General features: G+C 33.2%; 21 protein-coding genes and 1 tRNA gene. 16 read left to right on the plus strand and 6 right to left on the minus strand.

All coding sequences use genetic code 11. The features are described from left to right. Nucleotides 1-53 precede the first annotated feature (53 nt). Entirely contained in the window at nt 54-245 is a 192-nt protein-coding gene (locus Q0935_RS15040) for a hypothetical protein (RefSeq protein ID WP_299388004.1), read from the plus strand. Nucleotides 246-263: 18 nt separating this feature from the next. Here Q0935_RS15040 and lspA read toward each other — a convergent pair whose 3' ends face one another. The 6 genes from lspA to Q0935_RS15070 form a co-directional block, all read right to left on the minus strand. After that, a complete protein-coding gene (lspA, locus tag Q0935_RS15045) occupies nt 264-764 on the minus strand; it encodes a signal peptidase II (RefSeq protein WP_299254847.1) in 501 nt (166 codons plus the stop codon). 93 nt (nt 765-857) lie between these two features. After that, the gene (fabD, locus tag Q0935_RS15050; RefSeq protein ID WP_299254844.1) at nt 858-1,751 is read right to left on the minus strand and encodes an ACP S-malonyltransferase; all 894 of its coding nucleotides are present in this window, start codon (nt 1,749-1,751) and stop codon (nt 858-860) included. A gap of 88 nt (nt 1,752-1,839) precedes the next feature. Continuing rightward, entirely contained in the window at nt 1,840-3,396 is a 1,557-nt protein-coding gene (locus tag Q0935_RS15055) for an NAD(P)/FAD-dependent oxidoreductase (protein ID WP_299254841.1), read from the minus strand. A 91-nt stretch (nt 3,397-3,487) separates the two neighbouring features. Further along, on the minus strand, nt 3,488-4,348 hold the full coding sequence (locus Q0935_RS15060; RefSeq protein ID WP_299254838.1) for an RluA family pseudouridine synthase: 861 nt from the start codon (nt 4,346-4,348) through the stop codon (nt 3,488-3,490). 136 nt (nt 4,349-4,484) lie between these two features. Beyond that, nucleotides 4,485-5,093 (minus strand): ribosome biogenesis GTP-binding protein YihA/YsxC, encoded by a 609-nt coding sequence (gene yihA / locus Q0935_RS15065; protein ID WP_299254835.1) that lies wholly within the window; start codon nt 5,091-5,093, stop codon nt 4,485-4,487. 109 nt (nt 5,094-5,202) lie between these two features. Further along, nucleotides 5,203-5,967, minus strand: coding sequence for an alpha/beta hydrolase (locus Q0935_RS15070; protein WP_299254833.1), 765 nt, complete (start codon nt 5,965-5,967; stop codon nt 5,203-5,205). A 296-nt stretch (nt 5,968-6,263) separates the two neighbouring features. Between Q0935_RS15070 and mraZ the strand changes: the two genes are divergently transcribed. From mraZ to Q0935_RS15145, 15 genes are all read left to right on the plus strand, one after another. Beyond that, nucleotides 6,264-6,734: a division/cell wall cluster transcriptional repressor MraZ gene (gene mraZ / locus Q0935_RS15075; protein WP_299254830.1), complete on the plus strand. Its 471-nt coding sequence runs from the start codon at nt 6,264-6,266 to the stop codon at nt 6,732-6,734. Beyond that, complete coding sequence (gene rsmH, locus Q0935_RS15080) at nt 6,709-7,617, plus strand: 16S rRNA (cytosine(1402)-N(4))-methyltransferase RsmH (protein ID WP_299388009.1); 909 nt, start codon at nt 6,709-6,711, stop codon at nt 7,615-7,617. The genes mraZ and rsmH overlap by 26 nt, the downstream gene beginning before the upstream one ends. 94 nt (nt 7,618-7,711) lie before the next feature. Beyond that, nucleotides 7,712-8,035, plus strand: a complete 324-nt coding sequence (locus tag Q0935_RS15085; protein ID WP_299388012.1) for an FtsL-like putative cell division protein — start codon at nt 7,712-7,714, stop codon at nt 8,033-8,035. 61 nt (nt 8,036-8,096) lie between these two features. After that, complete coding sequence (locus Q0935_RS15090) at nt 8,097-10,046, plus strand: penicillin-binding protein (RefSeq protein ID WP_299388063.1); 1,950 nt, start codon at nt 8,097-8,099, stop codon at nt 10,044-10,046. Beyond that, nucleotides 10,043-11,506, plus strand: a complete 1,464-nt coding sequence (locus Q0935_RS15095; RefSeq protein ID WP_299388015.1) for a UDP-N-acetylmuramoyl-L-alanyl-D-glutamate--2,6-diaminopimelate ligase — start codon at nt 10,043-10,045, stop codon at nt 11,504-11,506. The genes Q0935_RS15090 and Q0935_RS15095 overlap by 4 nt, the downstream gene beginning before the upstream one ends. A 49-nt stretch (nt 11,507-11,555) precedes the next feature. Then, nucleotides 11,556-12,788 carry a phospho-N-acetylmuramoyl-pentapeptide-transferase gene (gene mraY / locus Q0935_RS15100; protein WP_299388019.1) on the plus strand — a complete coding sequence of 411 codons (1,233 nt, stop codon included), beginning with the start codon at nt 11,556-11,558 and terminating at the stop codon, nt 12,786-12,788. 90 nt (nt 12,789-12,878) lie between these two features. Further along, the gene (gene murD, locus Q0935_RS15105) at nt 12,879-14,216 is read left to right on the plus strand and encodes a UDP-N-acetylmuramoyl-L-alanine--D-glutamate ligase (RefSeq protein ID WP_299388022.1); all 1,338 of its coding nucleotides are present in this window, start codon (nt 12,879-12,881) and stop codon (nt 14,214-14,216) included. 131 nt (nt 14,217-14,347) lie between these two features. Then, nucleotides 14,348-15,550, plus strand: coding sequence for an FtsW/RodA/SpoVE family cell cycle protein (locus Q0935_RS15110; RefSeq protein WP_299388025.1), 1,203 nt, complete (start codon nt 14,348-14,350; stop codon nt 15,548-15,550). After that, entirely contained in the window at nt 15,551-16,645 is a 1,095-nt protein-coding gene (murG, locus tag Q0935_RS15115) for an undecaprenyldiphospho-muramoylpentapeptide beta-N-acetylglucosaminyltransferase (RefSeq protein WP_299388028.1), read from the plus strand. A 90-nt stretch (nt 16,646-16,735) separates the two neighbouring features. Further along, a complete protein-coding gene (gene murC / locus Q0935_RS15120) occupies nt 16,736-18,088 on the plus strand; it encodes a UDP-N-acetylmuramate--L-alanine ligase (protein ID WP_299388032.1) in 1,353 nt (450 codons plus the stop codon). After that, nucleotides 18,078-18,797 (plus strand): cell division protein FtsQ/DivIB, encoded by a 720-nt coding sequence (locus tag Q0935_RS15125; protein WP_299388035.1) that lies wholly within the window; start codon nt 18,078-18,080, stop codon nt 18,795-18,797. The genes murC and Q0935_RS15125 overlap by 11 nt, the downstream gene beginning before the upstream one ends. A 3-nt stretch (nt 18,798-18,800) precedes the next feature. Further along, nucleotides 18,801-20,117, plus strand: coding sequence for a cell division protein FtsA (gene ftsA / locus Q0935_RS15130; RefSeq protein WP_299388039.1), 1,317 nt, complete (start codon nt 18,801-18,803; stop codon nt 20,115-20,117). A gap of 62 nt (nt 20,118-20,179) precedes the next feature. Further along, nucleotides 20,180-22,150 (plus strand): cell division protein FtsZ, encoded by a 1,971-nt coding sequence (gene ftsZ / locus Q0935_RS15135; RefSeq protein WP_299388042.1) that lies wholly within the window; start codon nt 20,180-20,182, stop codon nt 22,148-22,150. A gap of 151 nt (nt 22,151-22,301) precedes the next feature. Beyond that, nucleotides 22,302-22,751 (plus strand): GatB/YqeY domain-containing protein, encoded by a 450-nt coding sequence (locus Q0935_RS15140; RefSeq protein WP_299388045.1) that lies wholly within the window; start codon nt 22,302-22,304, stop codon nt 22,749-22,751. Nucleotides 22,752-22,763: 12 nt separating this feature from the next. After that, nucleotides 22,764-22,837: transfer RNA gene (locus tag Q0935_RS15145), tRNA-Arg, on the plus strand. Nucleotides 22,838-22,879: the final 42 nt, after the last annotated feature.

Raw genomic sequence — 22,879 nt, forward strand, 5'->3', positions numbered from 1 at the left:
GTTTGTTTTTGGATTAAAATCTTGGTTTCTTTGTATTTAATGAAATAGATATTATGAAACTGATACAAGTAGAAAGAGTAACAAAACAAGAAAACAGATTCGCTCCAAAAATGGGACGATTAAACGCTAAGGTAACTTACATTAAAAAGAAGTTTCTAGGAATTACCGTTAAGACTTTACACAAATACAGAGAAACGTACTACGGTGAAGTTAAAGATTGTGAAGATTGTGTTTTAGCTAAATAAAATTAAAAACCTCGATAATTATATCGAGGTTTTTTTATGCTTTTTATTTGTAAAGTTTCCTAAAATAAGTAGGCCCATTCCAACCATTACAGATACATCTGCAAGGTTAAAAATTCCAGTTCTAAACACGCCTCCTAAATCTATATGCCAGAAATCTGTTACCTGTCCGTAAAGTACGCGATCGTATAGATTGGCCATTCCGCCACCAATAATGCAACAGAATCCTATAAGAGAAAATTTATCTAATGTTTTGTCTCTAAAAATATGAAAGAGTACCAATGTTAATACAACTATTGGTAAAACGTTTAGTAATATTATTTTCAATATTGGGTTAAAATCACTTCCTAGGCCTAGAAAGGCACCTTTGTTTTCTACATTATGTAATGTAAAGTAATCTCCAATAATTTCAGCTTTACTACCCGCAAGAACATTTGTTCTTACCCAAAATTTAGAAACTTGATCTAAAGCGATATTAAATATAATAATTAAAACAATAAGTAACGTTCTATTTTTTTTCATGTAGTCTATATCTATTTTTTATCAAAGGTCACACGTTGTTCGTTATTAATCATTCTCTTGAGTAATACAATTTTTAACATGCTCGCTCTAAAATTAAGAAGCGTTTTCTATTGTTGCAGAAGCAGTTTGTGCTTCTCTATTTATTTTTTTAACTAAACCTTGTAACACTTTTCCTGGTCCAACTTCAGTAAATAAAGATGCACCATCTGCAATCATTTGTTCTACAGATTGTGTCCAACGTACAGGAGCTGTTAATTGAGATATTAAATTAGCTTTAATTTCAGCTTCATTAATTACTGCACTTGCTGTTACGTTTTGGTAAATAGGGCAGTTAGGTTTAGAGAAAGTTGTGTTTTCTATTGCTGCAGCAAGTTCTTCGCGAGCAGGCTCCATCATTGGAGAGTGAAATGCGCCACCAACAGGTAGTACTAAAGCACGTCTTGCTCCAGCTGCTTTCATGTTCTCGCAAGCTCTATTTATAGCTTCAATTTCTCCAGAAATTACTAATTGTCCTGGACAGTTATAGTTTGCAGCAACAACAATACCTTCAGTGTCATTACATATTTTTTCTACAATACTATCTTCTAAGCCTAAAACAGCGGCCATTGTACTTGGTTGTATTTCGCAAGCTTTTTGCATCGCTAAAGCACGTTGCGATACTAGACGTAAACCATCTTCAAAAGTTAAAGCACCATTGGCTACTAATGCAGAGAATTCTCCAAGAGAATGTCCTGCAACCATATCAGGCTTAAAACTTTCTCCTAAAGTTTTTGCTAAAATTACCGAGTGTAAAAAGATAGCCGGTTGTGTAACTTTAGTCTCTTTTAAAGCTTCAGCAGTACCTTCAAACATAATGTCTGTAATATGAAATCCTAAAATTTCATTAGCATCTTCAAATAAGTGCTGTGCTTCTGGTGAGTTTTCGTATAAATCTAAGCCCATTCCTGAGAATTGAGCGCCTTGACCTGGAAATATATATGCTTTCATTTGTTTAATTTTGAATCGCAAAAATAGGAATAAATTCTGATAAAGTCCTCAGTCTTCAGTTTTCAGTCAGCAGTATTAAATATGAGATTTACAATCCAACAATGGCGGCTTCAGCACAACGCTCGCCATCCATTGCAGCACTAATAATACCACCTGCATAGCCACCACCTTCTCCACATGGGAACAAGTTTGAAATTTCTGGATGCTCTAATGTTTCATTTCTTGGGATATTTACCGGAGATGAGGTTCTAGACTCTACGCCAATAACATTTGCTTCTTCGGTGTAATAGCCATTCATTTTTCTGCCAAAAGCTTCAAAACCTTTTCTTAATCTACTTCCTATTAATTTTGGTAATAAAGAGTGCATTGGCGCACTATTTAAACCAGGTTGGTAAGAAGTGTCATTTAATGAACTAGATAGATTTCCTTGTACAAAATCTGTTAAACGTTGTGCAGGAGCAGCTTGTGTTCTACCTCCAGAAGTAAAAGCAATACGCTCTAAATTCTTTTGGTATTCTAATCCTTTTAAGGCTCCAAATTTCTCGTATTTAGCAATGTCTTTATCAACATTAATTTCTACTACAATTCCCGAGTTAGCATACTTGTTGTTACGTCGCGATGGTGACATACCATTAACTACTACTTCTCCATTTGCAGTTGCAGCGGGTACAATAAATCCACCTGGACACATGCAAAATGAATAAACACCACGATCTTTTACTTGTTGCACTAAGCTATAAGCTGCGGGAGGAAGTAATTCGTTACGTTCTCCAGAACAGTGGTATTGAATAGAATCTATAATATGCTGTGGGTGTTCTACACGAACTCCCATAGCAAAAGATTTTGCTTTTAATGCAATTTTCTTTTCATCTAATAAATAGAAAATATCTCTAGCTGAATGTCCTGTAGCAAGAATAACGCGGTCGGTAGACATCTCGTTTTCATTATTAAGGACTATAGATTCTATTTTTTTATTTTTAATATTAAAATCGGTAACACGCGTTTCAAAATGCACCTCTCCACCATAATTAATAATATTCTCACGAATATTCTGAATGATTTTTGGTAGTTTATTAGTTCCAATATGTGGATGAGCATCTACAAGAATTTCATCTGCAGCACCATGAAATACTAAGTTTTCGAAAATTTTTCTAACATCACCACGTTTTAAACTTCTTGTGTATAGTTTACCATCACTATAAGTTCCGGCACCACCTTCACCAAAACAATAATTGGAATCTTCGTTTACAAAATGATCTTGGTTTATGGCTTTTAAATCACGTCTGCGATCTTGTACATTTTTACCACGTTCTAAAACAATAGGTTTAAAACCTAATTCTATACAACGTAAGGCAGCGTACATTCCAGCAGGACCAAAACCAATAATATGTACAGGTTTTGCTTTAGAAACATCTTTGTAATGAAATTGATAATCAGACTTTTCTGGTAGAACTTCTTTTATATAAACAGATAATTTATAATTAAGAATAATTTTAGGCTTTCTAGCGTCTATAGATTTACGCAATACTTTTATTCCAGTAATATCTTCTCTTGGAATACTTAAATATTGAGCCGATTTAATTAGCAATATATCGCTACGTTCTTCGTCTTTTAATGTTAAGCGAAGCTGAATGTCTTTTACCATATTGCAAAATTAGGAAAAAATGATGGATTATTATTTTATGATTGCTATTGTTGAAAGAATTACTCACCAAAGCAATTAAAAGTTTGGTGTTTTAAATAGAGTCGAAAATTTTTTTAAATTTTTCTGGCAACTCATCCTTTATTATTAATTTTTCCTGAGTGAAAGGGTGAGTAAACTTCAAAGAGTAAGCATGTAAATATAAGCCTTTACCATTTAGTACTAGATGCTCAATCTTATAGTCTTTGTCTCCTAAAATAGGATTACCTATGCTTGTTAGGTGTTTTCTTAATTGATGTTTTCTACCAGTTTTAGGTTTTAGTTTTACTAAATTAAGAATATCAAATCGCTCTGAAGGGACACTAGCTTTTACTTTGTATAAAGATATAGAAGGCTTGTTGTCAATATCTGTAGTTATTTCGCCTTTAGATTCCATTTTGCCTATAGTAACAGCAAAGTAAGATTTCTTAATTTTTTTGTCTTCAAATAATTTATTTAAAGCACGAATACTACTGTTTGTCTTTCCTATTAATAGCAAGCCAGTTGTAGGGTAATCTAATCTATGTACAGGCTGTGGTATCGTTCTATCAAGAAGGTTGCTAGGTTTTAAATTTTGAATTAAAGCATTTGCTACAGTTTTAAAACTATTGCCGCTTACTAATATTCCTGCAGGTTTATGAATAATGGCTAAATAATCGTCTTCATATAAAACGTTTAATTTTAAAATAAGTTTAGTTCTAGGATTGTTAATTTCTGGAATTGTTAAACAAATAGTTTCTCCGCCTGATATAAAAGTAGCAGAGGTTGCAATAATACCATTAACGGTAATGTATTGTTTTTTTAAAGCTTTTTTTAAAGCAGATTTTGTGAAAACTAAATTAAAAATACCAACACCATACTCTTGAAGTCGAATTTGCTTTGTGAGTTTTGGGACAATGTGAGTCTTAGTTTGCATTTAGCTTTCGCATATTTGGAGTGTTCTTTTTTGTACAGTAATATTGTAAAAAAAATATTAAGAAAAATACTAATAGACAATAGTTGTCAGCTCATTATTTGGTATTAAGGAATATTACAGTAAAATAAAAGAACAATTATAGTTCTTCAGTCATTCCTTCATTCAATTCACCAATATACCCAAGGACTTCTTCTTTACCAATGTCTTTAGAACTAGAAGTTATAAAATGTCTAGGCATTTCTTCCCAAGTTTCAAGCATAACGTTTCTGTAGTCTTCAACGTGTCTCTCGATAGCTTTAGGTTTTAATTTATCGGCTTTAGTAAAAATGATGCAAAAAGGAATACCGGCTTCTCCTAAATACTGCATAAATTCTAAATCTATTGGCTGTGGTTTGTGTCTAATGTCGACTAAAGTAAAAGCGCAAACTAACTGTTCGCGTTCCTGAAAATATTTAGTAATAAATTTCTGAAATACTTTTTTAGTACTCTTAGAGACTTTAGCATAACCATAACCAGGTAAATCTACTAAGTACCAATCTTTATTTATAAGAAAGTGGTTTATAAGTTGTGTTTTACCAGGTCTTCCAGAGGTTTTTGCAAGACTCTTTCTGCTGGTAAGCATATTAATAAGTGACGATTTTCCAACGTTACTTCTACCAATAAAGGCATACTCTGGTAGCATATCTTTTGGGCATTTTGCCACATCAGAATTACTTAATACAAATTCAGCAGACTTAATTTTCATTGTGATATTGTCTTCGTGAAAACGAAAACCTGTTTAAAGTTAATAGTAAATGCAAAAGTAAGCACAATACATTAAGTAGCCAAAAGCTATAAGCTAATAACTAAAGCTATTAAAAAGAGCGCTCTTTTAGCCAATCTCCTAAAATTTGATTAAATTCTGTTGGATGTTCCATCATAGCGGCATGGCCACATTTGTCTATCCAAAATAAATCAGAATCTGGAAGTAATTTATTAAACTCGTCTGCAACTTCTGGAGGTGTAACAGCATCATTTCTTCCCCAAATAATACAAGTAGGTGTATTCATTTTTGGTAAATCTTTTGCCATATTGTGTCTAATAGCACTTTTTGCAATAGTAAGTGTTTTAATAAGTTTAATTCTGTCATTTACAGTTTCATAAACTTCATCAACTATTTCTTTTGTTGCAACAGCAGGATCATAAAAAACATCTTGTGCTTTTTTCTTAATCACTTCGTAGTCACTACGTTTTGGGTAGCTTCCGCCCATTGCACTTTCGTACAATCCAGAACTTCCTGTAATAACTAATGCTTTTACTTTTTCAGGATTCATTTTTGTAAAATAAAGTCCTATGTGTCCACCAAGCGAATTTCCTAAAAGAATAACTTGATCAAACTTTTTAAAATTTATAAACTCACCTAAGTATTTAGAAAATGCTTTAACATTAGTTTTTAAAAGTGGCATAGTATACACAGGTAATTGTGGGATAATCACCTTGTAACCCTCTTTGCTAAAGCGGTTTATAACTGCGTCAAAATTACTTAATCCACCCATAAGGCCATGTAGAACAATTATTGGTGTGCCTTCTCCAGCTTCAATGTAATTAAATTTTCCTTCAGTAATAAGTGTATGCGACATTCGTTTTTTTAGTCAATCTGTTAAAGCAAATATAGTTATTTCAAATAAATAATTGATGTATTATTTAGATACTTCAAAAAACTAGACCAGTACCTGTGTAAAGCATTGTTCATTACTTATTTTATTGTTTTTTAAAACGCTGAAAGCTATGTGTTTAAAGGTTTTTTTGCTTTTTTTAATAGTGTTAAAGGTGTGCTTGTGTCAATTATTTATTAACAATGTGGTAAAATGTGGTAAAATGTGGTAAAATTTTCAATATATTTGACTCTTATACGTTTACATATAAAAAAAACACATTGAACTCATTAATAGGAACATACGAATGCAAAGCGGATGCCAAAGGAAGGCTAATGCTTCCTGCTGCGCTTAAAAAGCAGTTGTCTCCTGTGTTGCAAAATGGTTTTGTGTTAAAAAGAGCAGTTTTTCAACCTTGCTTGGAATTGTATCCAATGGCAGAATGGGAGGTGTTAATGCAGAAGGTAAATAAGCTTAATCGCTTCAAGAAAAAGAATAACGATTTCATCCGTAGGTTTACTGCTGGTGTGAAAATGATAGAAGTAGATGCTAGTGGAAGATTGTTAATCCCTAAGGATTTAACTGTGTTTGCTGGTATCTCTAAAAATGTTGTAGTGTCTTCGGCAATTAATATTGTGGAGATCTGGGATAAGGATAAGTACGAACAAGCCATTGACGATGCAGCTGATGATTTTGCAGATTTAGCTGAAGAAGTAATGGGACAAGATGAAGAAGATAATGGAATATCATAATCCGGTATTATTAAAAGAAACAGTAGATGGTTTAAATATTAAGCCAGACGGCGTTTATGTAGATGTCACTTTTGGTGGTGGTGGGCATAGTCGAGAAATATTAAGTCGTTTAGGAGAAAACGGAAAGTTGTTTGCTTTCGATCAAGATGCAGATGCGTTAGAGAATAAAATTGATGATCCAAGATTTATTCTTATTCATGAAAATTTTAGATTCATAAAACGTTTTTTAAGGTTTCATGGTGTTAAAGCGGTGGATGGTGTTCTTGCAGATTTTGGTGTATCGTCTCATCAGTTTGATGTTGCGGAACGTGGATTTTCAACACGATTTGAAGCTGAGTTGGATATGAGAATGAATCAAAAAAGTCAGCTATCAGCCTATCATGTTATTAATGAGTACGACGAAGATCAAATTAAGCAAGTGTTATTGCAATATGGTGAGTTGCGTGCAGCTCCAGCAATGGCAAAGTTAATTGTTGAGTTTCGTAAAAATGAAGTGATAAAAACAAGCGATCAGCTTAAAAGTGTGATGAAGCAATTTTTATCTCCAAAACATGAAAATAAAATTTTAGCACAAATATATCAAGCTATTAGAATTGAAGTAAACCAAGAGATTGAAGCTTTAAAAGAGTTTTTGGCGCAAACACCAGAGATTTTGAAGCCTAATGGAAGGTTGAGTTTAATAAGTTACCATTCTTTAGAGGATAGATTGGTGAAACGTTTTATAAGAAACGGATTGTTTGAGGGTGAACCAGAAAGAGATGTCTTCGGTAATTTTGAAGTGCCTCTTAAAAAAGTTGGAAAACTAATTATTCCTTCGGCTGAAGAAATTAAAATAAACAGCAGATCTAGAAGTGCAAAGCTTCGTATTGCTGAAAAAGTATAACTGAATTGTCATTTCGAGTGATTTGTGAAGTATGAGCAAATTGTATCGAGAAATATTTTTAAAAAAAAAATCACTGCTTTCGCGGAAACTGAAGATGAAAAAAAACATCTATAGCATATTAAGAGGAACGTTTCTAGTAAGTGACGACTCTTTTAAGAATTGGAGAATGATTCTCTTTATTTCTGTGTTGGCTATAGTAATGATTGCAAGTTCTCATAGTGCAGATAAAAAAGTATATGAAATTGCACGACTAGGTAATGAAGCAAAAGAGTTGCGATCTGCTTTTATAGAAGGCAGAGGGAGATTGATGGAGTTGAAAAAAGAATCTGTTGTCTCGGTAAAAATGAAAGAAAAAGGCTTGAAAACTTCAGAAGTTCAGCCTCAAAAAATAAAAGTTAAACCTCAAAATAAAGAATAGTTCAGTCTTGGCAGTAAACGAAGCGAACATATTAAACCGATTGTATTTTGTAGCTGGATGTATGTTCATCTTCGGGCTTGCTGTTGTTGTTAAATTATTAACGATACAGTATATTCATGGTGATAAATATCGTGAGTTGGCAGATAGTAGAACTATTGAGGATAAGCCAATTCCTGCCAATAGAGGTAATGTATATTCTGTAAACGGAAACTTGCTGGCAACATCAATTCCTAAATACGACATTAGAATAGATACAAAAACTCCAAAGAAAAAAATATGGCAAGAGCAAATTGGCCCATTATGCGATTCGTTGTCTAAATATTCAGGAAGATCTTCAAGTTATTATAGAGAGAATTTAAGAAAAGCGCGAGCTAAAAAAAACAGATATTATTTGTTAGCGCGTGACATTGGGTATTCAGACTATATAAGGTTACGCGATTTTCCATTATTAAAATTAGGTGCTTTTAAAGGAGGTTTAATTGTTGAGCAAACAACAAAGCGGGAGCATCCAATGGGAGGGATATCTATGAGAACCATAGGTTACGAGAGAACAGACGAAGATGGTAATATAACTCGAGCAGGATTAGATGGTGCTTTTGGTGAAAAATATTTAAAGGGTGTGGATGGGCATCGTATGAAGCAAAAAATAGGAAAAGGACAATGGAAGCCTATTAAAGATTCTAACGAAGTTGAGCCGCAAGATGGTTACGATATTTATACTACCATTAATGTTAATATTCAAGATATTGCACACCATTCTTTATTAGAGCAATTAGAAAAATACGATGCAGAACACGGTTGTGTTGTGGTAATGGAAGTTAAGACTGGTGAGATTAGAGCGATTTCAAATTTAGGAAAATCTAAGTCTGGAAAATATTACGAAAAAAGAAATTATGCAGTTTGGGAGTCTCACGAGCCTGGTTCTACTTTTAAATTGATGGCTGTAATGGCTGCTTTGGAGGATAAGGTGATTGATACCTCTACAATTATTGATACAAAAAGTGGATATAAAACATTTTATGGAAGAGGGATAACAGATACGCGTGGTTACGGTAAAATTTCTGTAGGTACAGCGTTCGAGAAATCTTCTAATATTGGTATGGCTACTATAATAGACGATAATTATTCTAAAAACCCAAGTAAGTTTATTAATAGATTAAAACAGTGGAAGCTTCATGAGAATTTAAACCTGCCTATTGTTGGAGAGGGAGATCCTGTAATACCTAAGCCAGGAGATAAAATATGGAGTAGAAATGCATTGCCGTCTATGGCTTATGGTTATAATATGCAATTAACGCCATTGCAAACCTTAACGTTTTATAATGCGGTTGCGAATGATGGTGAGATGTTAAAGCCTCGTTTTTTACGTCAAGTAAAAGAGTTGGATAGAGAGATTGAAAGTTTTGATAAGGAAATTCGAGTAAAGAAGATTGCTTCAGACGAAACAATAAAGAAAGCTCAAAAGCTTTTAGAGAATGTTGTAGATCGTGGAACAGGAAAAGGAATGTATTCAAAGTACTTTTCTATGGCAGGTAAAACAGGTACTGCAAGAACGGATTATGGTGATTTTGAAAAGTGGAAAAAGGATAGGAAATATGTGTCGTCTTTTGCAGGATATTTTCCTGTAGAGAACCCAAAATATTCTTGTATTGTGGTTATTCATAAGCCAAGTATTAAAATAGGTTTGTATGGTGCAGATGTTGCTGGTCCGGTTTTCAAGCGTATCGCTCAAAAGATTTTTACAGACACGCCAATAATTGATGAGATTGAATCTCTTGAGGTGGAAAATGCGGCTATAGATAAAGAGTTTCAAAACTTTTACGATATAGCAAATACATATTTAACAATCATGCCAAGTGTAATTGGTCTTCCTGTAATGGATGCTATGGCATTGTGTGAGAATTTAGGATTAAAAGTGAAAATGAGTGGTAATGGAGTTGTGAAATCGCAATCTATTCCAAAAGGACAAAAAGTAAAGAAAAATCAAACTATAGTTTTAGAATTATCGTGAATTTATTAATAGACATATTATATAAGGTTACTATCAATAGTGTTGTTGGGTCAACAGGTGTATCTATAGGTAATATCCATTTTAACTCAAAAAGTACTGCCGTAAACGATTTGTTTGTTGCAATAAAAGGTAGTGTTGTAGATGGACATAATTATATAGAAAATGCGGTAGAGCAAGGTGCTATTGCAGTAGTTTGCGAGCAGTTGCCTCAGGCTTTGAAAGATGGCGTAACTTATGTTGTTGTAGAAGATTCTAGTTCGGCATTGGCTGTCATGGCTTCTAATTATTATGGTAATCCATCATCAAATTTAAAATTAGTTGGTGTTACTGGAACTAATGGGAAAACAACAATTGCAACTTTGTTGTTTCAGCTCTTTAAAAAGGCTGGTTATAAGGTAGGCTTGTTATCTACAGTTGTTATTAAAGTGGATGATAAAGATTATAAGGCTACACATACAACGCCAGATTCTCTAACGATTAATCGTTATTTAAAAGAGATGAATAATGAAGGTGTAGAGTTCTGTTTTATGGAGGTGAGTTCTCATGGTATTCATCAAAAAAGAACAGAAGGGTTAGAGTTTTCGGGTGGAATTTTCACCAATCTTACTCATGATCATTTAGATTATCACGACACGTTTGCTGAGTATCGAGATGTTAAAAAAACGTTTTTCGATAACCTTGGAAAAAATGCTTTTGCACTTACAAATGCAGATGATAAAAATGGAGTTGTAATGCTTCAAAATACTAAGGCGAAACAATATAAATACGGATTAAAAAATTACGCAGATTATAAAGCACAAATTCTTGAAAATTCCTTTAGCGGAATGTTGTTGAAAATTAACAATAGTGAGGTTTGGACAAAGCTAATAGGTGGTTTTAATGCTTCAAATGTTTTAGCTATTTACGCTACTGCGGAATTATTAGGACTTGAAAAAACAGAGATTCTTCGATTAATAAGCTTGTTAGAAAGTGTAAGTGGAAGATTTCAATATTTAATTTCTGAAGGTAAAATAACTGCGATAGTAGATTATGCGCATACACCTGATGCTTTAAAAAATGTATTAGAAACTATAAATAGTATTCGTACTAAAAATGAAGAATTAATTACTGTTGTTGGTTGCGGTGGTGATAGAGATAAAACAAAGCGACCAAAAATGGGAAACATTGCTTCGGCTTTAAGTACTAAAGCTGTTTTTACAAGCGATAATCCTAGAACTGAAGTGCCAGAAACTATAATAGAAGATGTGGAGAAAGGTGTAGAGCCTCAAAACTTCAAGAAAATATTATCTATTGTAGATAGAAAACAGGCTATTAAAACAGCATGTCAATTGGCTAATGAAGGAGATATTATACTAATTGCAGGAAAGGGTCATGAAACCTATCAAGAGGTTAATGGTGAGCGTAGTGATTTTGATGATTTTAAAATTGTAAAAGAATTATTAAAGCAAATGCAGAAGTAGTTTGTTGTATGGTCTAGGCCTTAAATTAAAAAGAAATAAAAAATAAACAATGTTATATTACCTATTCGAATATTTAGAAAAACAATTTCAATTAACAGGAGCGAGTGTGTTTCAGTTTATCACGTTTCGTGCTGCCTTGGCAATTATTATGTCGTTGTTGTTTTCTACAATTTTTGGAAAGAGAATCATTCGTTTGCTGCAAAAAATGCAAGTAGGAGAATCGGTTAGAGATCTAGGTTTAGAAGGTCAGGTTGAAAAAGCGGGTACGCCAACAATGGGAGGATTAATTATTATTTTTTCAACGTTAATCCCTGTATTGTTATTAGCGAAACTAGAAAATATCTATGTGATAATGCTTATTGTAACCACTATTTGGATGGGATTAGTTGGTTTTACAGACGATTATATAAAAGTATTTAAAAAAGACAAAGGTGGATTAAGCGGTAAGTTTAAAGTATTAGGTCAAGTAGGTTTAGGGATTTTTGTTGGATCAATAATGTATTTTCATCCAGGTGTAACCATTAAGACTGAAAAAATAAACCCAGTTAATAGTACCGAGTTGATTACTCAAAATTCAGTTAAAGAATTTAATCCAGAAGAACAGTCTCTTAAAACAACAATACCTTTTGTAAAAGATAATGAATTCGACTACACAAGTATAGTAACATTGTTTGGAGAAGATTATGCAAAGTATGCATGGTTGGTGTTTATTCCTATTGTAATTTTTATTGTAACAGCAGTTTCTAATGGTGCAAATTTAACCGATGGTATCGATGGCTTAGCTGCAGGTAGTTCGGCTATAATAGTATTTACACTAGCTATTTTCGCCTTCATTTCTGGTAATATTGTGTTTTCAGATTATCTCAATGTCATGTTTATTCCTAGGCTTGGAGAGCTTGTGGTGTTTATCGCAGCTTTTGTAGGAGCATTAATTGGGTTTCTTTGGTACAATACATATCCAGCTCAAGTGTTTATGGGTGATACGGGTAGTTTAACTATTGGTGGGATTATAGCGGTAATAGCAATTGCGGTTAGAAAAGAGTTGTTAATTCCATTGTTATGTGGAATCTTTTTTGCTGAATCATTATCGGTAATTCTACAGGTAAGTTGGTTTAAGTATACAAAGAAAAAATATGGTGAGGGTCGACGCATTTTTAAAATGTCGCCTTTACATCATCATTATCAAAAAGGAGGATATCACGAAAGTAAAATAGTAACACGTTTTTGGATTGTTGGAATATTTCTAGCCATTTTAACGATAGTTACGCTTAAGCTGAGATAAAAGATTACTATTTCTGTTAAGTTAGGAATCTGTAATAAACGAATAAAGTAAATAAATTTCTGCTTTTGCAGGAGTGAGAAGAAAGAAAAATTGAAAAAACAAAGATTAGCAATATTAGGAGCAGGAGAAAGTGGAGTTGGTACTGCACTTTTAGCAAAAGCGAAAGGTTATGCTGTTTTTGTTTCAGATAAAGGAATAATAAAAGAAAAGTACAAAGAAGTTCTTATATATAATGAGATTGAGTGGGAAGAACAACAGCATACAGAGTCTAAGATTTTAAATGCAGATGTTGTAATGAAAAGTCCTGGGATTCCTGATAAGGTAGCGTTAATTCAAAAACTTATTAGTAACAAAATTCCAGTTGTTTCAGAAATTGAGTTTGCTTCTAAATATACAAATGCAACCATTGTTGGAATTACCGGAAGTAACGGTAAAACAACAACGGCATCGCTAGCACATCATATTCTAAAACAAGAATTAAATGTAGGTTTAGCGGGTAATATTGGTGATAGTTTTGCAAAACAAATTTTAGAAGATGATTTTGAAAACTACGTGTTAGAAATTAGTAGTTTTCAATTAGATGGAATCGTAGATTTTAGACCAAACATTGCTGTGCTTACTAATATTACACCAGATCATTTAAATCGGTACGATTATAAATTTGAAAATTATATCGATTCAAAATTCAGAATAACACTAAATCAAACTAAAGAAGATTATTTGATTTATGATGCTGATGATGAAGTGATAAATAAATGGTTAAACGAGAATACTATTCAGTCTACATTGTTGCCTTTTTCATTGGTTAAAACAATTGAAAATGGTGCGTATTTGGACAATGAAAATATAATAATAACAATAGATAACAATCAAATAATTATGCCAACAAAAAATATAGCTTTAGAAGGAAAACATAATACTAAAAATGCAATGGCTGCATCTACTGTAGCTCATTTATTAAAAATAAGAAAGCAAACTATTCGTGAGAGTTTAGAGAATTTTCATGGTGTTGAACACCGTTTGGAGCAGGTGCTTAAGATTAACAAAGTGCAGTACATAAACGATTCTAAGGCTACAAATGTAAATGCTACTTATTATGCATTAGAAAGCATGGGTGCGCCAACAGTTTGGATTGTTGGTGGTGTGGATAAAGGAAACGATTATTCAGGATTGTTTCCATTTATAAACGAAAAAGTAAAGGCTATTATTTGTTTAGGCATAGACAATGAAAAGCTAGTTGAAAGCTTTGGGAATATGGTTGATGTTATTGTTGAGACGCAATTTATGAGTGAGGCAGTTAAAATTGCCTATAAATTAGCAGAGGCAGGTGATAATGTATTGTTGTCTCCGGCTTGTGCAAGTTTCGATTTGTTTGAAAACTATGAAGATAGAGGAAGGCAATTTAAAGATGCAGTAAGAAATCTATAATTAGAAATTGTATTTAGAGAGATTTTTTTTGTATACAATCTCTTGATTTTAAATAAGCTATAAATAAGAGTGAAAAATAAATTAATTATAACGCCTAAAAGCGTTGTGATAACGTATAATTAAAAGACGAAGTGCAGCAAGTATTTAAAAACATAAAAGGGGATCGATTAATTTGGGCTATAGCTGCTTTGCTGGCTATATTCTCATTTCTTCCTGTGTATAGTGCTGCTAGTAATTTGGTTAATATTGGAGGGAATTCTAATACATTTTCATATTTTATAAAGCATTTTATGCATTTATTTTTAGGTTTCTCAATAATGTATGGAGTGCATAAGGTGCCTTATCGTTATTTCCGAGGATTGTCTATGGTTATGATTCCAATTGTTTTGGTCTTGTTAGTTGTAACAATACTTCAGGGTACTACAATTGAAGGCGCAAATGCTAGTAGGTGGATTCATATTCCATTTGTAAATATGTCTTTTCAAACGTCAACATTAGCATCTGTAGTGTTAATGGTTTATGTGGCAAGATATATGTCTAAGGTTAAAAATGAAGAAGTGTCTTTTAAGGATTCTATTTTACCGCTTTGGGTGCCTGTGTTTTTAGTTTTAATATTAATTTTGCCTTCAAATTTTTCAACTACAGCATTAATGTTTTTAATGGTTGTAGTGTTGGTCTTTTTGGGAGGTTATCCAATTAGGTATTTAGCTGTTATATTGGGTACTGGAGTTTTGTCTTTGGTATTGTTTATTTTAATAGCTAAAGCGTTTCCAGATGCAATGCCTAACCGTATTGATACTTGGATGAGTAGGATTGAGAGCTTCTCTGATGATGGAGATACGGAAGCGGATTATCAAATTGAAAAAGCTAAAATTGCAATAGCATCAGGAGAATTAACAGGTGTTGGACCAGGAAAAAGTACACAAAAAAACTTTTTACCTCAATCATCGTCAGATTTTATTTTCGCAATTATTATTGAAGAATATGGGTTGATTGGAGGTTTGTTTTTAATGGTATTGTATATGTGGTTGTTATTTAGAATTGTAATAGTGGCACAAAAATCGGATACTATTTTTGGTAAATTATTAGCGCTTGGCGTTGGAATTCCAATAGTATTTCAGGCCATGATAAATATGGCTGTTGCGGTAGAGTTATTTCCTGTTACAGGTCAAACCTTGCCATTAATTAGTAGTGGAGGTACATCTATTTGGATGACCTGTTTGGCTATAGGTATAATATTAAGCGTAAGTGCTAAGAGAGAAGAAATAAAAGGGAAAGAGAACGAAGAAGAAGTTGAACAAAATCCATTAGAAATCCTTTCGGAGGCTATATAGATGAGTAATTATAAAATCATATTATCAGGTGGTGGAACAGGTGGACATATCTATCCTGCTATTGCTATTGCAAATGAGTTAAAGTTGCGTTTTCCAAATGCAGAGTTTCTTTTTGTTGGAGCAAAAGACCGTATGGAAATGGAGAAAGTTCCTCAAGCTGGTTATAAAATTAAAGGCTTGTGGATTACTGGAATCGAAAGAAAATTAACGCTTAAAAATTTAATGTTTCCGTTTAAGCTTGTCAATAGTTTATGGAATGCAAAAAAAATTATTAAACAGTTTAAGCCAGATGTTGTAATTGGAACAGGTGGTTTTGCAAGCGGACCATTGTTGCAAATGGCAGTTTCTAAAGGTATACCTAGTTTAATACAGGAGCAAAATTCTTATCCAGGAATTACAAATAAATTACTGTCTAAAAAAGTGCAAAAAATATGCGTTGCTTACGATGGTTTAGAGCGATTTTTTCCTAAAAATAAAATATTAAAAACAGGGAATCCTGTGCGTCAAGATTTGTTGGCTATTAATTCTAAGAGAAGTGAGGCGATAAAGTACTTTGGTTTAATTGAAGGAAAAAAAACGCTTCTAGTATTAGGAGGTAGTTTGGGAGCAAAAGCGATAAACGAATTATTAAAAAGAGAGTTAGACTTTTTGCAAACGCAACAAGTGCAAATTATCTGGCAAACAGGGAAGTTGTATTATAACGACTATAAAATTAATGGAGACATTAAAGATGTACACGTGCATGAGTATATAAATAATATGGATTTCGCTTATGCGGCGGCAGATATTATTATTTCAAGAGCAGGTGCAGGTTCTGTTTCAGAGCTATGTATTGTTGGGAAACCGGTTATTTTTGTGCCTTCTCCTTATGTAGCAGAAGATCATCAAACCAAAAATGCAAAAGCGATTGTAGATGAGAATGCTGCTTTAATGATTGCGCAAGAGGATTTAGAAGTAGATTTTAAAAATAAATTTTCTCAATTGGTAGCTTCCGCTGAAAAACAAAATCAGCTAAGCGATAATATTAAAAAATTAGCATTGGTAAATGCAACAAAAGAAATAGTTGATGAAGTTGAAAAACTTCTAAAAAAATAAAACAAATATTGTGTCATTCAGAAGAAGTAACGACTGAAGAATCTCAAATTATAGATGCTTCGCTTAGCTCTGAATCACAAAATTAAAAATATGAATTTAAACAACGTACATAACATCTACTTTGTAGGCATTGGAGGTATTGGAATGAGTGCTATTGCTCGTTATTTCAAAGCCGCTAATAAGCAAGTTGCGGGCTACGATAAAACGAAAACAGACATTACAAATGCCTTAGAAGATATAGGTGTTGGTGTAACTGTTAATGATGCTATCGATGTTATTGAAAGTTCGTTTTTAGATTCAGAAAAAACACTAGTTGTTTATACGCCTGCAATTCCAAAAGATAATAAGCAACTTAATTATTTTAAAGATAATGGGTTTAAGGTTTTAAAGCGCTCGGAGATTTTAGGACTCATTACAGAAAACACGTTCTGTCTAGCAGTAGCAGGAACGCATGGTAAAACGACTACCACAAGTATTCTTGGTCATATTATGATGGAATGTAATGTTCCGTTAACTGCTTTTTTAGGTGGTATTAGCGAGAATTATAATTCTAATTTAATATTAAATGGTAATGAGGTAAGTGTTGTAGAAGCAGACGAATTTGATCGTTCTTTTTTAACTTTGTCACCAGATTTGGCTTGTATAACATCTATGGATGCAGATCATTTAGATATTTATGGAGATGCTTCAGAGCTAATTAAAACTTTCGAGGATTTTTCGAAAAGATTAAAGCCAAACGGAAAGCTATTTGTTAAAAATGGTTTGCCTTTAAAAGGTATTACTTATGGTATTGAGGATGATGCGGATTATTCGGCTCAAAATATAAAAATAGAAAATGGTGCTTATGTGTTTGATGTTAAAACACCAAGTACAGTGCTTAAGGGAGTTCAATTTAATTTACCGGGTAGGCATAATTTATCTAATGCATTAATTGCTTTAGCAATGGCTTTAGAGTATGGTGTGCCAGCAAGTGATCTTATTAAGGCATTGGCATCTTATAAAGGTGTAAAGCGACGTTTTACGTATCAAATAAAAACAGATGATCTTGTTTTTATTGATGATTATGCGCATCATCCCGAAGAAATAAATGCAGTGCATCAAGCGGTGCGAGAAATGTATCCTAATGATGAAGTGTTGGCGATTTTTCAACCGCACTTATTCTCGAGGACTAAAGATTTTGCAGCAGAGTTTGCTAGTAGTCTTTCGCAATTTAATGAAGTACTTTTGTTGGATATTTATCCAGCAAGAGAATTGCCAATTAAAGGTGTGACATCTAGTTGGTTATTGGGTAAAATAGAGAACACGAATAAAGAATTAATAGAGAAATCTGAGATTATTCAGAAAATAAAAGAAAGTAAAGCCAAAATCATCCTTACAATAGGTGCGGGAGATATAGGTGTAGAAGTACAAAAAATAAAAAAGGCGTTGGTTCATGAAAGTTAATTGGAGCTACATAAAAGGTGTTGTACTGCTTAGTGTGGTCGTGTTTTTGTTTGCTTTTTCTTCAGCTAGAAATGGTAACAGAAAAGTGGCTAAAGCAACTATTGAGTTTGTAGAAGAGCAAAAGCCCTTTATTACGCATGCTACTGTTAGTAAATTGTTAATACAAAATCAGCAACCACTTGCGAGTGTACCTAAAGAAACTTTAGATTTACATGGTTTAGAATCTGCCCTGAATACTAACGCAATGATTGAAAAGGCCGAGATTTATTTAAACGTAAATGGCGATTTTTCAGCGAAAATTAAACAAAAAGAACCTATTGCAAGAGTTTTAAAATCAGACTCTTACTATATTGATAGTAAAGGTGGTTATATGCCTTTGTCGTCTAATTTCACTGCGCGAGTGCCAATGGTTACTGGTGAAGTGTCGAAGAAAAATTTAACCAACGTTTTTGCTATTGCTAGCAGAATAGAGCGTGATGAATTCATGAAAAAGAACGTTGTCGAGATCATTCAAAATAAAGACATGTCAATTAATTTAAAATTAAGGCAATGTAATTTTATTGTACAATTTGGAAAACTTGAACATTTAGATAAAAAAATAAACAATCTTAAAGCTTTTTTTAAAAAAGCAATTAAAGATAAAAGTTTAGATAAATACAGTAAAGTGAATTTGCAATTTGAAAATCAGGTTGTTTGCACTAAAGTATAAACTATGGAACAGAATTTAGCAGTTGGATTAGACCTAGGAACCACAAAAATTGTGGCTATGATTGGTCGTAAAAATGAATATGGTAAGGTTGAAATTTTAGGCATTGGTAAGTCTAAAAGTTTAGGTATACATCGTGGTGTTGTAAATAATATTACGCAAACAATTCAATCTATTCAATTGGCTGTTCAAGAAGCAGAAGCAGCAGCAGCTACTAAAATAGAAGGAGTTACTGTGGGTATTGCTGGACAGCATATTCGTAGTTTGCAACATAGTGATTATATTACAAGAGCAGATTCTGAAACGGTAATTGACGAAGACGATATTGAGCGTTTAATCAATCAAGTGCATAAGCTTGTTATGTTGCCTGGAGAAGAGATTATTCATGTGTTACCACAAGAGTACAAAGTAGATGGGCAAGCTGAGATAAAAGAGCCTATTGGAATGTATGGAGGGAGATTAGAAGCTAATTTTCACGTTGTTGTAGGTCAAGTGTCTTCAATTAGAAATATCGGACGTTGTGTAAAAAGCGCAGGTTTAGAATTGGAAGGTATTACACTTGAGCCTTTAGCATCTGCAAACGCAGTGTTAAGTCAAGAAGAAAAAGAAGCAGGTGTTGCTTTAATTGATATAGGAGGAGGAACAACAGACTTAGCCATTTTTAGAGATGGAATTATTAGGCACACAGCCGTTATTCCTTTTGGAGGTAACGTAATAACAGAAGATATAAAAGAGGGTTGTTCTATAATAGAGAAGCAAGCTGAGTTATTAAAAATAAAGTTTGGTTCTGCTTGGCCAGGAGAGAATAAAGATAATGAAATTGTTTCTATTCCTGGATTAAGAGGTAGAGAGCCAAAAGAAATTACGCTTAAAAATCTATCTAAAATTATTCATGCAAGAGTAGTAGAGATAGTTGAGCAAGTGTATGTCGAAATTAAAAATTACGGTCACGAAGAGCAAAAGAAAAAGCTAATAGCTGGTATTGTTTTAACTGGAGGAGGCGCACAATTAAAGCACCTAAAACAACTAGTTGAATATATAACAGGAATGGATACAAGAGTAGGGTATCCAAACGAGCATTTAGCAGGAGATAGTGATGATGCTATTACAAGCCCATTATTTGCAACAGCTGTTGGTTTAGTAATGGATGGTTTAAAACGTCAAGATCGTGTAAAAGCAGAAGAGATTATAGAAGAAGTAATAGAAAATGAAATAGAAGAAGTTGTAGAAGAAGAAATAGTAGAACCAGTAGTAAAACCAAAGCGCTCTTTTTTAGATGCGCTAACAGAGCGTGTTAAAGATTTTTTAGACAACGCTGAATAATAAAAATATTAAAGAGGCGCTGTATACAGCGTCTAAAAATTGATCCAAATAAATAGAATTTTATGAGCAACAAAGAATTCGAAAGTATCGCCTTTGATTTACCTAAAAATCAATCTAACGTCATCAAAGTTATTGGTGTTGGAGGAGGTGGTAGCAACGCTATTAACCACATGTTTCAACAAGGTATTAAAGGAGTAGATTTTGTAATCTGTAATACAGATGCACAAGCTCTTCAAAATAGTGGTGTACCAAACAAAATCCAATTAGGAGTTAATTTAACCGAAGGATTAGGGGCAGGTGCAAACCCAGATGTTGGGATGCAATCTGCTGTAGAAAGTTTTTCAGACATCCAGCAAATGCTAGGAACAAATACTAAAATGGTATTTATTACAGCAGGAATGGGAGGTGGAACAGGAACAGGAGCAGCACCAATTATTGCTAAAATGGCCAAAGAAATGGACATTTTAACAGTAGGTATTGTAACCATGCCTTTCCAGTTTGAAGGAAAAATGCGAAACGAACAAGCGCAAATAGGAATCGAAAAACTTCGTAATGAAGTAGATTCTTTAATTGTGATTAATAATAATAAATTAAGAGAGGTTTATGGTAATCTTGGTTTTAAAGCCGGATTCTCAAAAGCAGACGAAGTCTTAGCGACAGCTTCTCGTGGTATTGCAGAGGTGATTACGCATCATTATATGCAAAACATTGATTTACGCGATGCTAAAACTGTATTAAGTAATAGTGGAACCGCAATTATGGGTTCTTCTACTTCTTCAGGGCAAAATCGTGCATTCGAAGCAATTTCTAAAGCATTAGATTCACCATTATTAAACGATAATAAAATTACTGGAGCTAAAAACGTATTGTTGCTAATCGTTTCTGGTTCTCAAGAAATTACTATTGATGAAATAGGTGAAATTAACGACCACATACAGGTAGAAGCAGGACATGGCGCTAACATTATTATGGGTGTTGGTGAAGATGAATCTTTAGAGGAGTCTATTGCTGTAACAATTATAGCAACTGGTTTTAATATAGAGCAGCAGGACGAGATTTCTAATACAGAAACTAAAAAAGTTATTCATGCTTTAGAGGAAGATCAAAGTATAGAAAAGAATTTAACATCAAACGAAGCTGCTCCAGCTGTTGTTGCACCAGAGGTTGTTATACAAAAACCAGAACCACCAAAAGTGGTGAAGCATACTTTGAATTTAGATGATGATACCGAAGATCCTTTAAGTGTAATGGAGATGAATTTGGTAAATAAGCAAAGAAGTGTTTCTTTAGAAGCTTTAGGATTGATTCCTACTTCAGAAGTTATCAAAAACATCGATGTTGTTTATGATGAAGTAATAGCGACTTTTAATACTGAAGAAGAATTTGTTATTACTTCTACTAAAGATAATGCTAACAATTTTATTGCAAGCGAAGTTGAAGAGGAAGAAGAAAAAAAGCAAATAACTTTAAGTTTCAACATGCCTATTAAGGAGGAAAGTGTAGAGGTTGAGTTAGAAACAGAGCAGAATATAGTTTTCGATTTAAATGAAATTGAAGTAAAAGATCACGTAGAATTAATTCCAGCTACCGAAGTTAGTAATAACGAAGAAGTGAGACACGTTCTTGAGGATTATGCAGAGCCTGTTATGTCTTTTAACACAAAAAAGCAAGAAGTTAAAGTTGAAGAAGTTGTAGATGAAGAGATTGTTTTCGAAAAGAAAGTGATTACTCAAGAGGAAGTAGAAACTAATGAAGAGGATCTAGATCCAATGAACAGTTCTATTTCTGATATTTTAAAAGAAAGAGCAGATGATAGAAGATCAAAAATGAAGTCTTTTAATCATAAATTTAATGCTGCTAAAATAGATGATATAGAGAAAATCCCAGCTTATAAACGTCAAGGTTTGAGTTTGGATGAAGCAAGACATTCGTCATCAGAAAGTACCGTATCTAAAACAACATTAAGTATAGATGACAATGATGATATTCAATTAAGAAATAATAATTCATTTTTACATGATAATGTAGATTAAACACTATTTCTTAATAGTATAGTAAAAATATTTTATTCTTTAAAACCCAAAACGTCCCTCACGTTTTGGGTTTTGTTTTTTAAAGGTAGAGGCTTTATTAAGCTTCATACTTTTTCCTATCTTCGTAACCAAAAATATATATATATATAACATGAGTTTATCAACAAATATAATGACAGCCTTAAAAGAGGCAATGAAAAGTAAAAACACTGTAGCCTTAACTGCTTTAAGAGCTGTGAAATCTGCAATATTATTAGCTCAAACCGAAAGCGGTGCTAAGGAAGAATTAACAGAAGAGCAAGAGCTTAAAATATTACAAAAGCAAGTAAAGCAACGTAAAGATAGTGCTGCTATTTTTATAGAACAAGGAAGAGAAGATTTGGCTACACCAGAATTGGAAGAAGCAGAGGTGATTTCTCAGTTTTTACCTGAGGCTATGAGTGAAGAAGCAGTTGGGAAACTAGTAGAAGATGCAATTGCAAAAACTGGAGCAGAAGGGATGAAGGATATGGGAAAAGTAATGGGTATAGTTAATCAAGCTGTTGCAGGAAGAGCAGATGGTAAAACAATTTCTACAATTGTAAAAAGTAAATTGTCTTAGGTAATACTAATAGGCTGTGTAGCTCAATTGGATAGAGCACTGGATTTCGGCTCCAACGGTTGTAGGTTCGACTCCTATCACGGTCACAAATAGCAGGTAAAGTAGTTATTTAATTAAGTTGATTAGAA

The organism is uncultured Lacinutrix sp., assembly GCF_947500605.1.
In the GTDB taxonomy this organism is placed as follows: Bacteria; Bacteroidota; Bacteroidia; order Flavobacteriales; family Flavobacteriaceae; genus Lacinutrix.

Excerpts from the sequence above, each read along its gene's own strand:
- lspA (WP_299254847.1), bottom strand. The coding sequence starts at position 764 with ATGAAAAAAAATAGAACGTTACTTATTGTTTTAATTATTATATTTAAT.
- rsmH (WP_299388009.1), top strand. The coding sequence starts at position 6,709 with ATGAAGAAGATAATGGAATATCATAATCCGGTATTATTAAAAGAAACA.
- Q0935_RS15040 (WP_299388004.1), top strand. The coding sequence starts at position 54 with ATGAAACTGATACAAGTAGAAAGAGTAACAAAACAAGAAAACAGATTC.
- Q0935_RS15140 (WP_299388045.1), top strand. The coding sequence starts at position 22,302 with ATGAGTTTATCAACAAATATAATGACAGCCTTAAAAGAGGCAATGAAA.
- murC (WP_299388032.1), top strand. The coding sequence starts at position 16,736 with ATGAATTTAAACAACGTACATAACATCTACTTTGTAGGCATTGGAGGT.
- mraY (WP_299388019.1), top strand. The coding sequence starts at position 11,556 with ATGTTATATTACCTATTCGAATATTTAGAAAAACAATTTCAATTAACA.
- Q0935_RS15085 (WP_299388012.1), top strand. The coding sequence starts at position 7,712 with ATGAAAAAAAACATCTATAGCATATTAAGAGGAACGTTTCTAGTAAGT.
- fabD (WP_299254844.1), bottom strand. The coding sequence starts at position 1,751 with ATGAAAGCATATATATTTCCAGGTCAAGGCGCTCAATTCTCAGGAATG.
- Q0935_RS15125 (WP_299388035.1), top strand. The coding sequence starts at position 18,078 with ATGAAAGTTAATTGGAGCTACATAAAAGGTGTTGTACTGCTTAGTGTG.
- Q0935_RS15070 (WP_299254833.1), bottom strand. The coding sequence starts at position 5,967 with ATGTCGCATACACTTATTACTGAAGGAAAATTTAATTACATTGAAGCT.
- ftsA (WP_299388039.1), top strand. The coding sequence starts at position 18,801 with ATGGAACAGAATTTAGCAGTTGGATTAGACCTAGGAACCACAAAAATT.
- Q0935_RS15055 (WP_299254841.1), bottom strand. The coding sequence starts at position 3,396 with ATGGTAAAAGACATTCAGCTTCGCTTAACATTAAAAGACGAAGAACGT.
- Q0935_RS15060 (WP_299254838.1), bottom strand. The coding sequence starts at position 4,348 with ATGCAAACTAAGACTCACATTGTCCCAAAACTCACAAAGCAAATTCGA.
- murG (WP_299388028.1), top strand. The coding sequence starts at position 15,551 with ATGAGTAATTATAAAATCATATTATCAGGTGGTGGAACAGGTGGACAT.
- Q0935_RS15090 (WP_299388063.1), top strand. The coding sequence starts at position 8,097 with ATGTTCATCTTCGGGCTTGCTGTTGTTGTTAAATTATTAACGATACAG.
- ftsZ (WP_299388042.1), top strand. The coding sequence starts at position 20,180 with ATGAGCAACAAAGAATTCGAAAGTATCGCCTTTGATTTACCTAAAAAT.
- yihA (WP_299254835.1), bottom strand. The coding sequence starts at position 5,093 with ATGAAAATTAAGTCTGCTGAATTTGTATTAAGTAATTCTGATGTGGCA.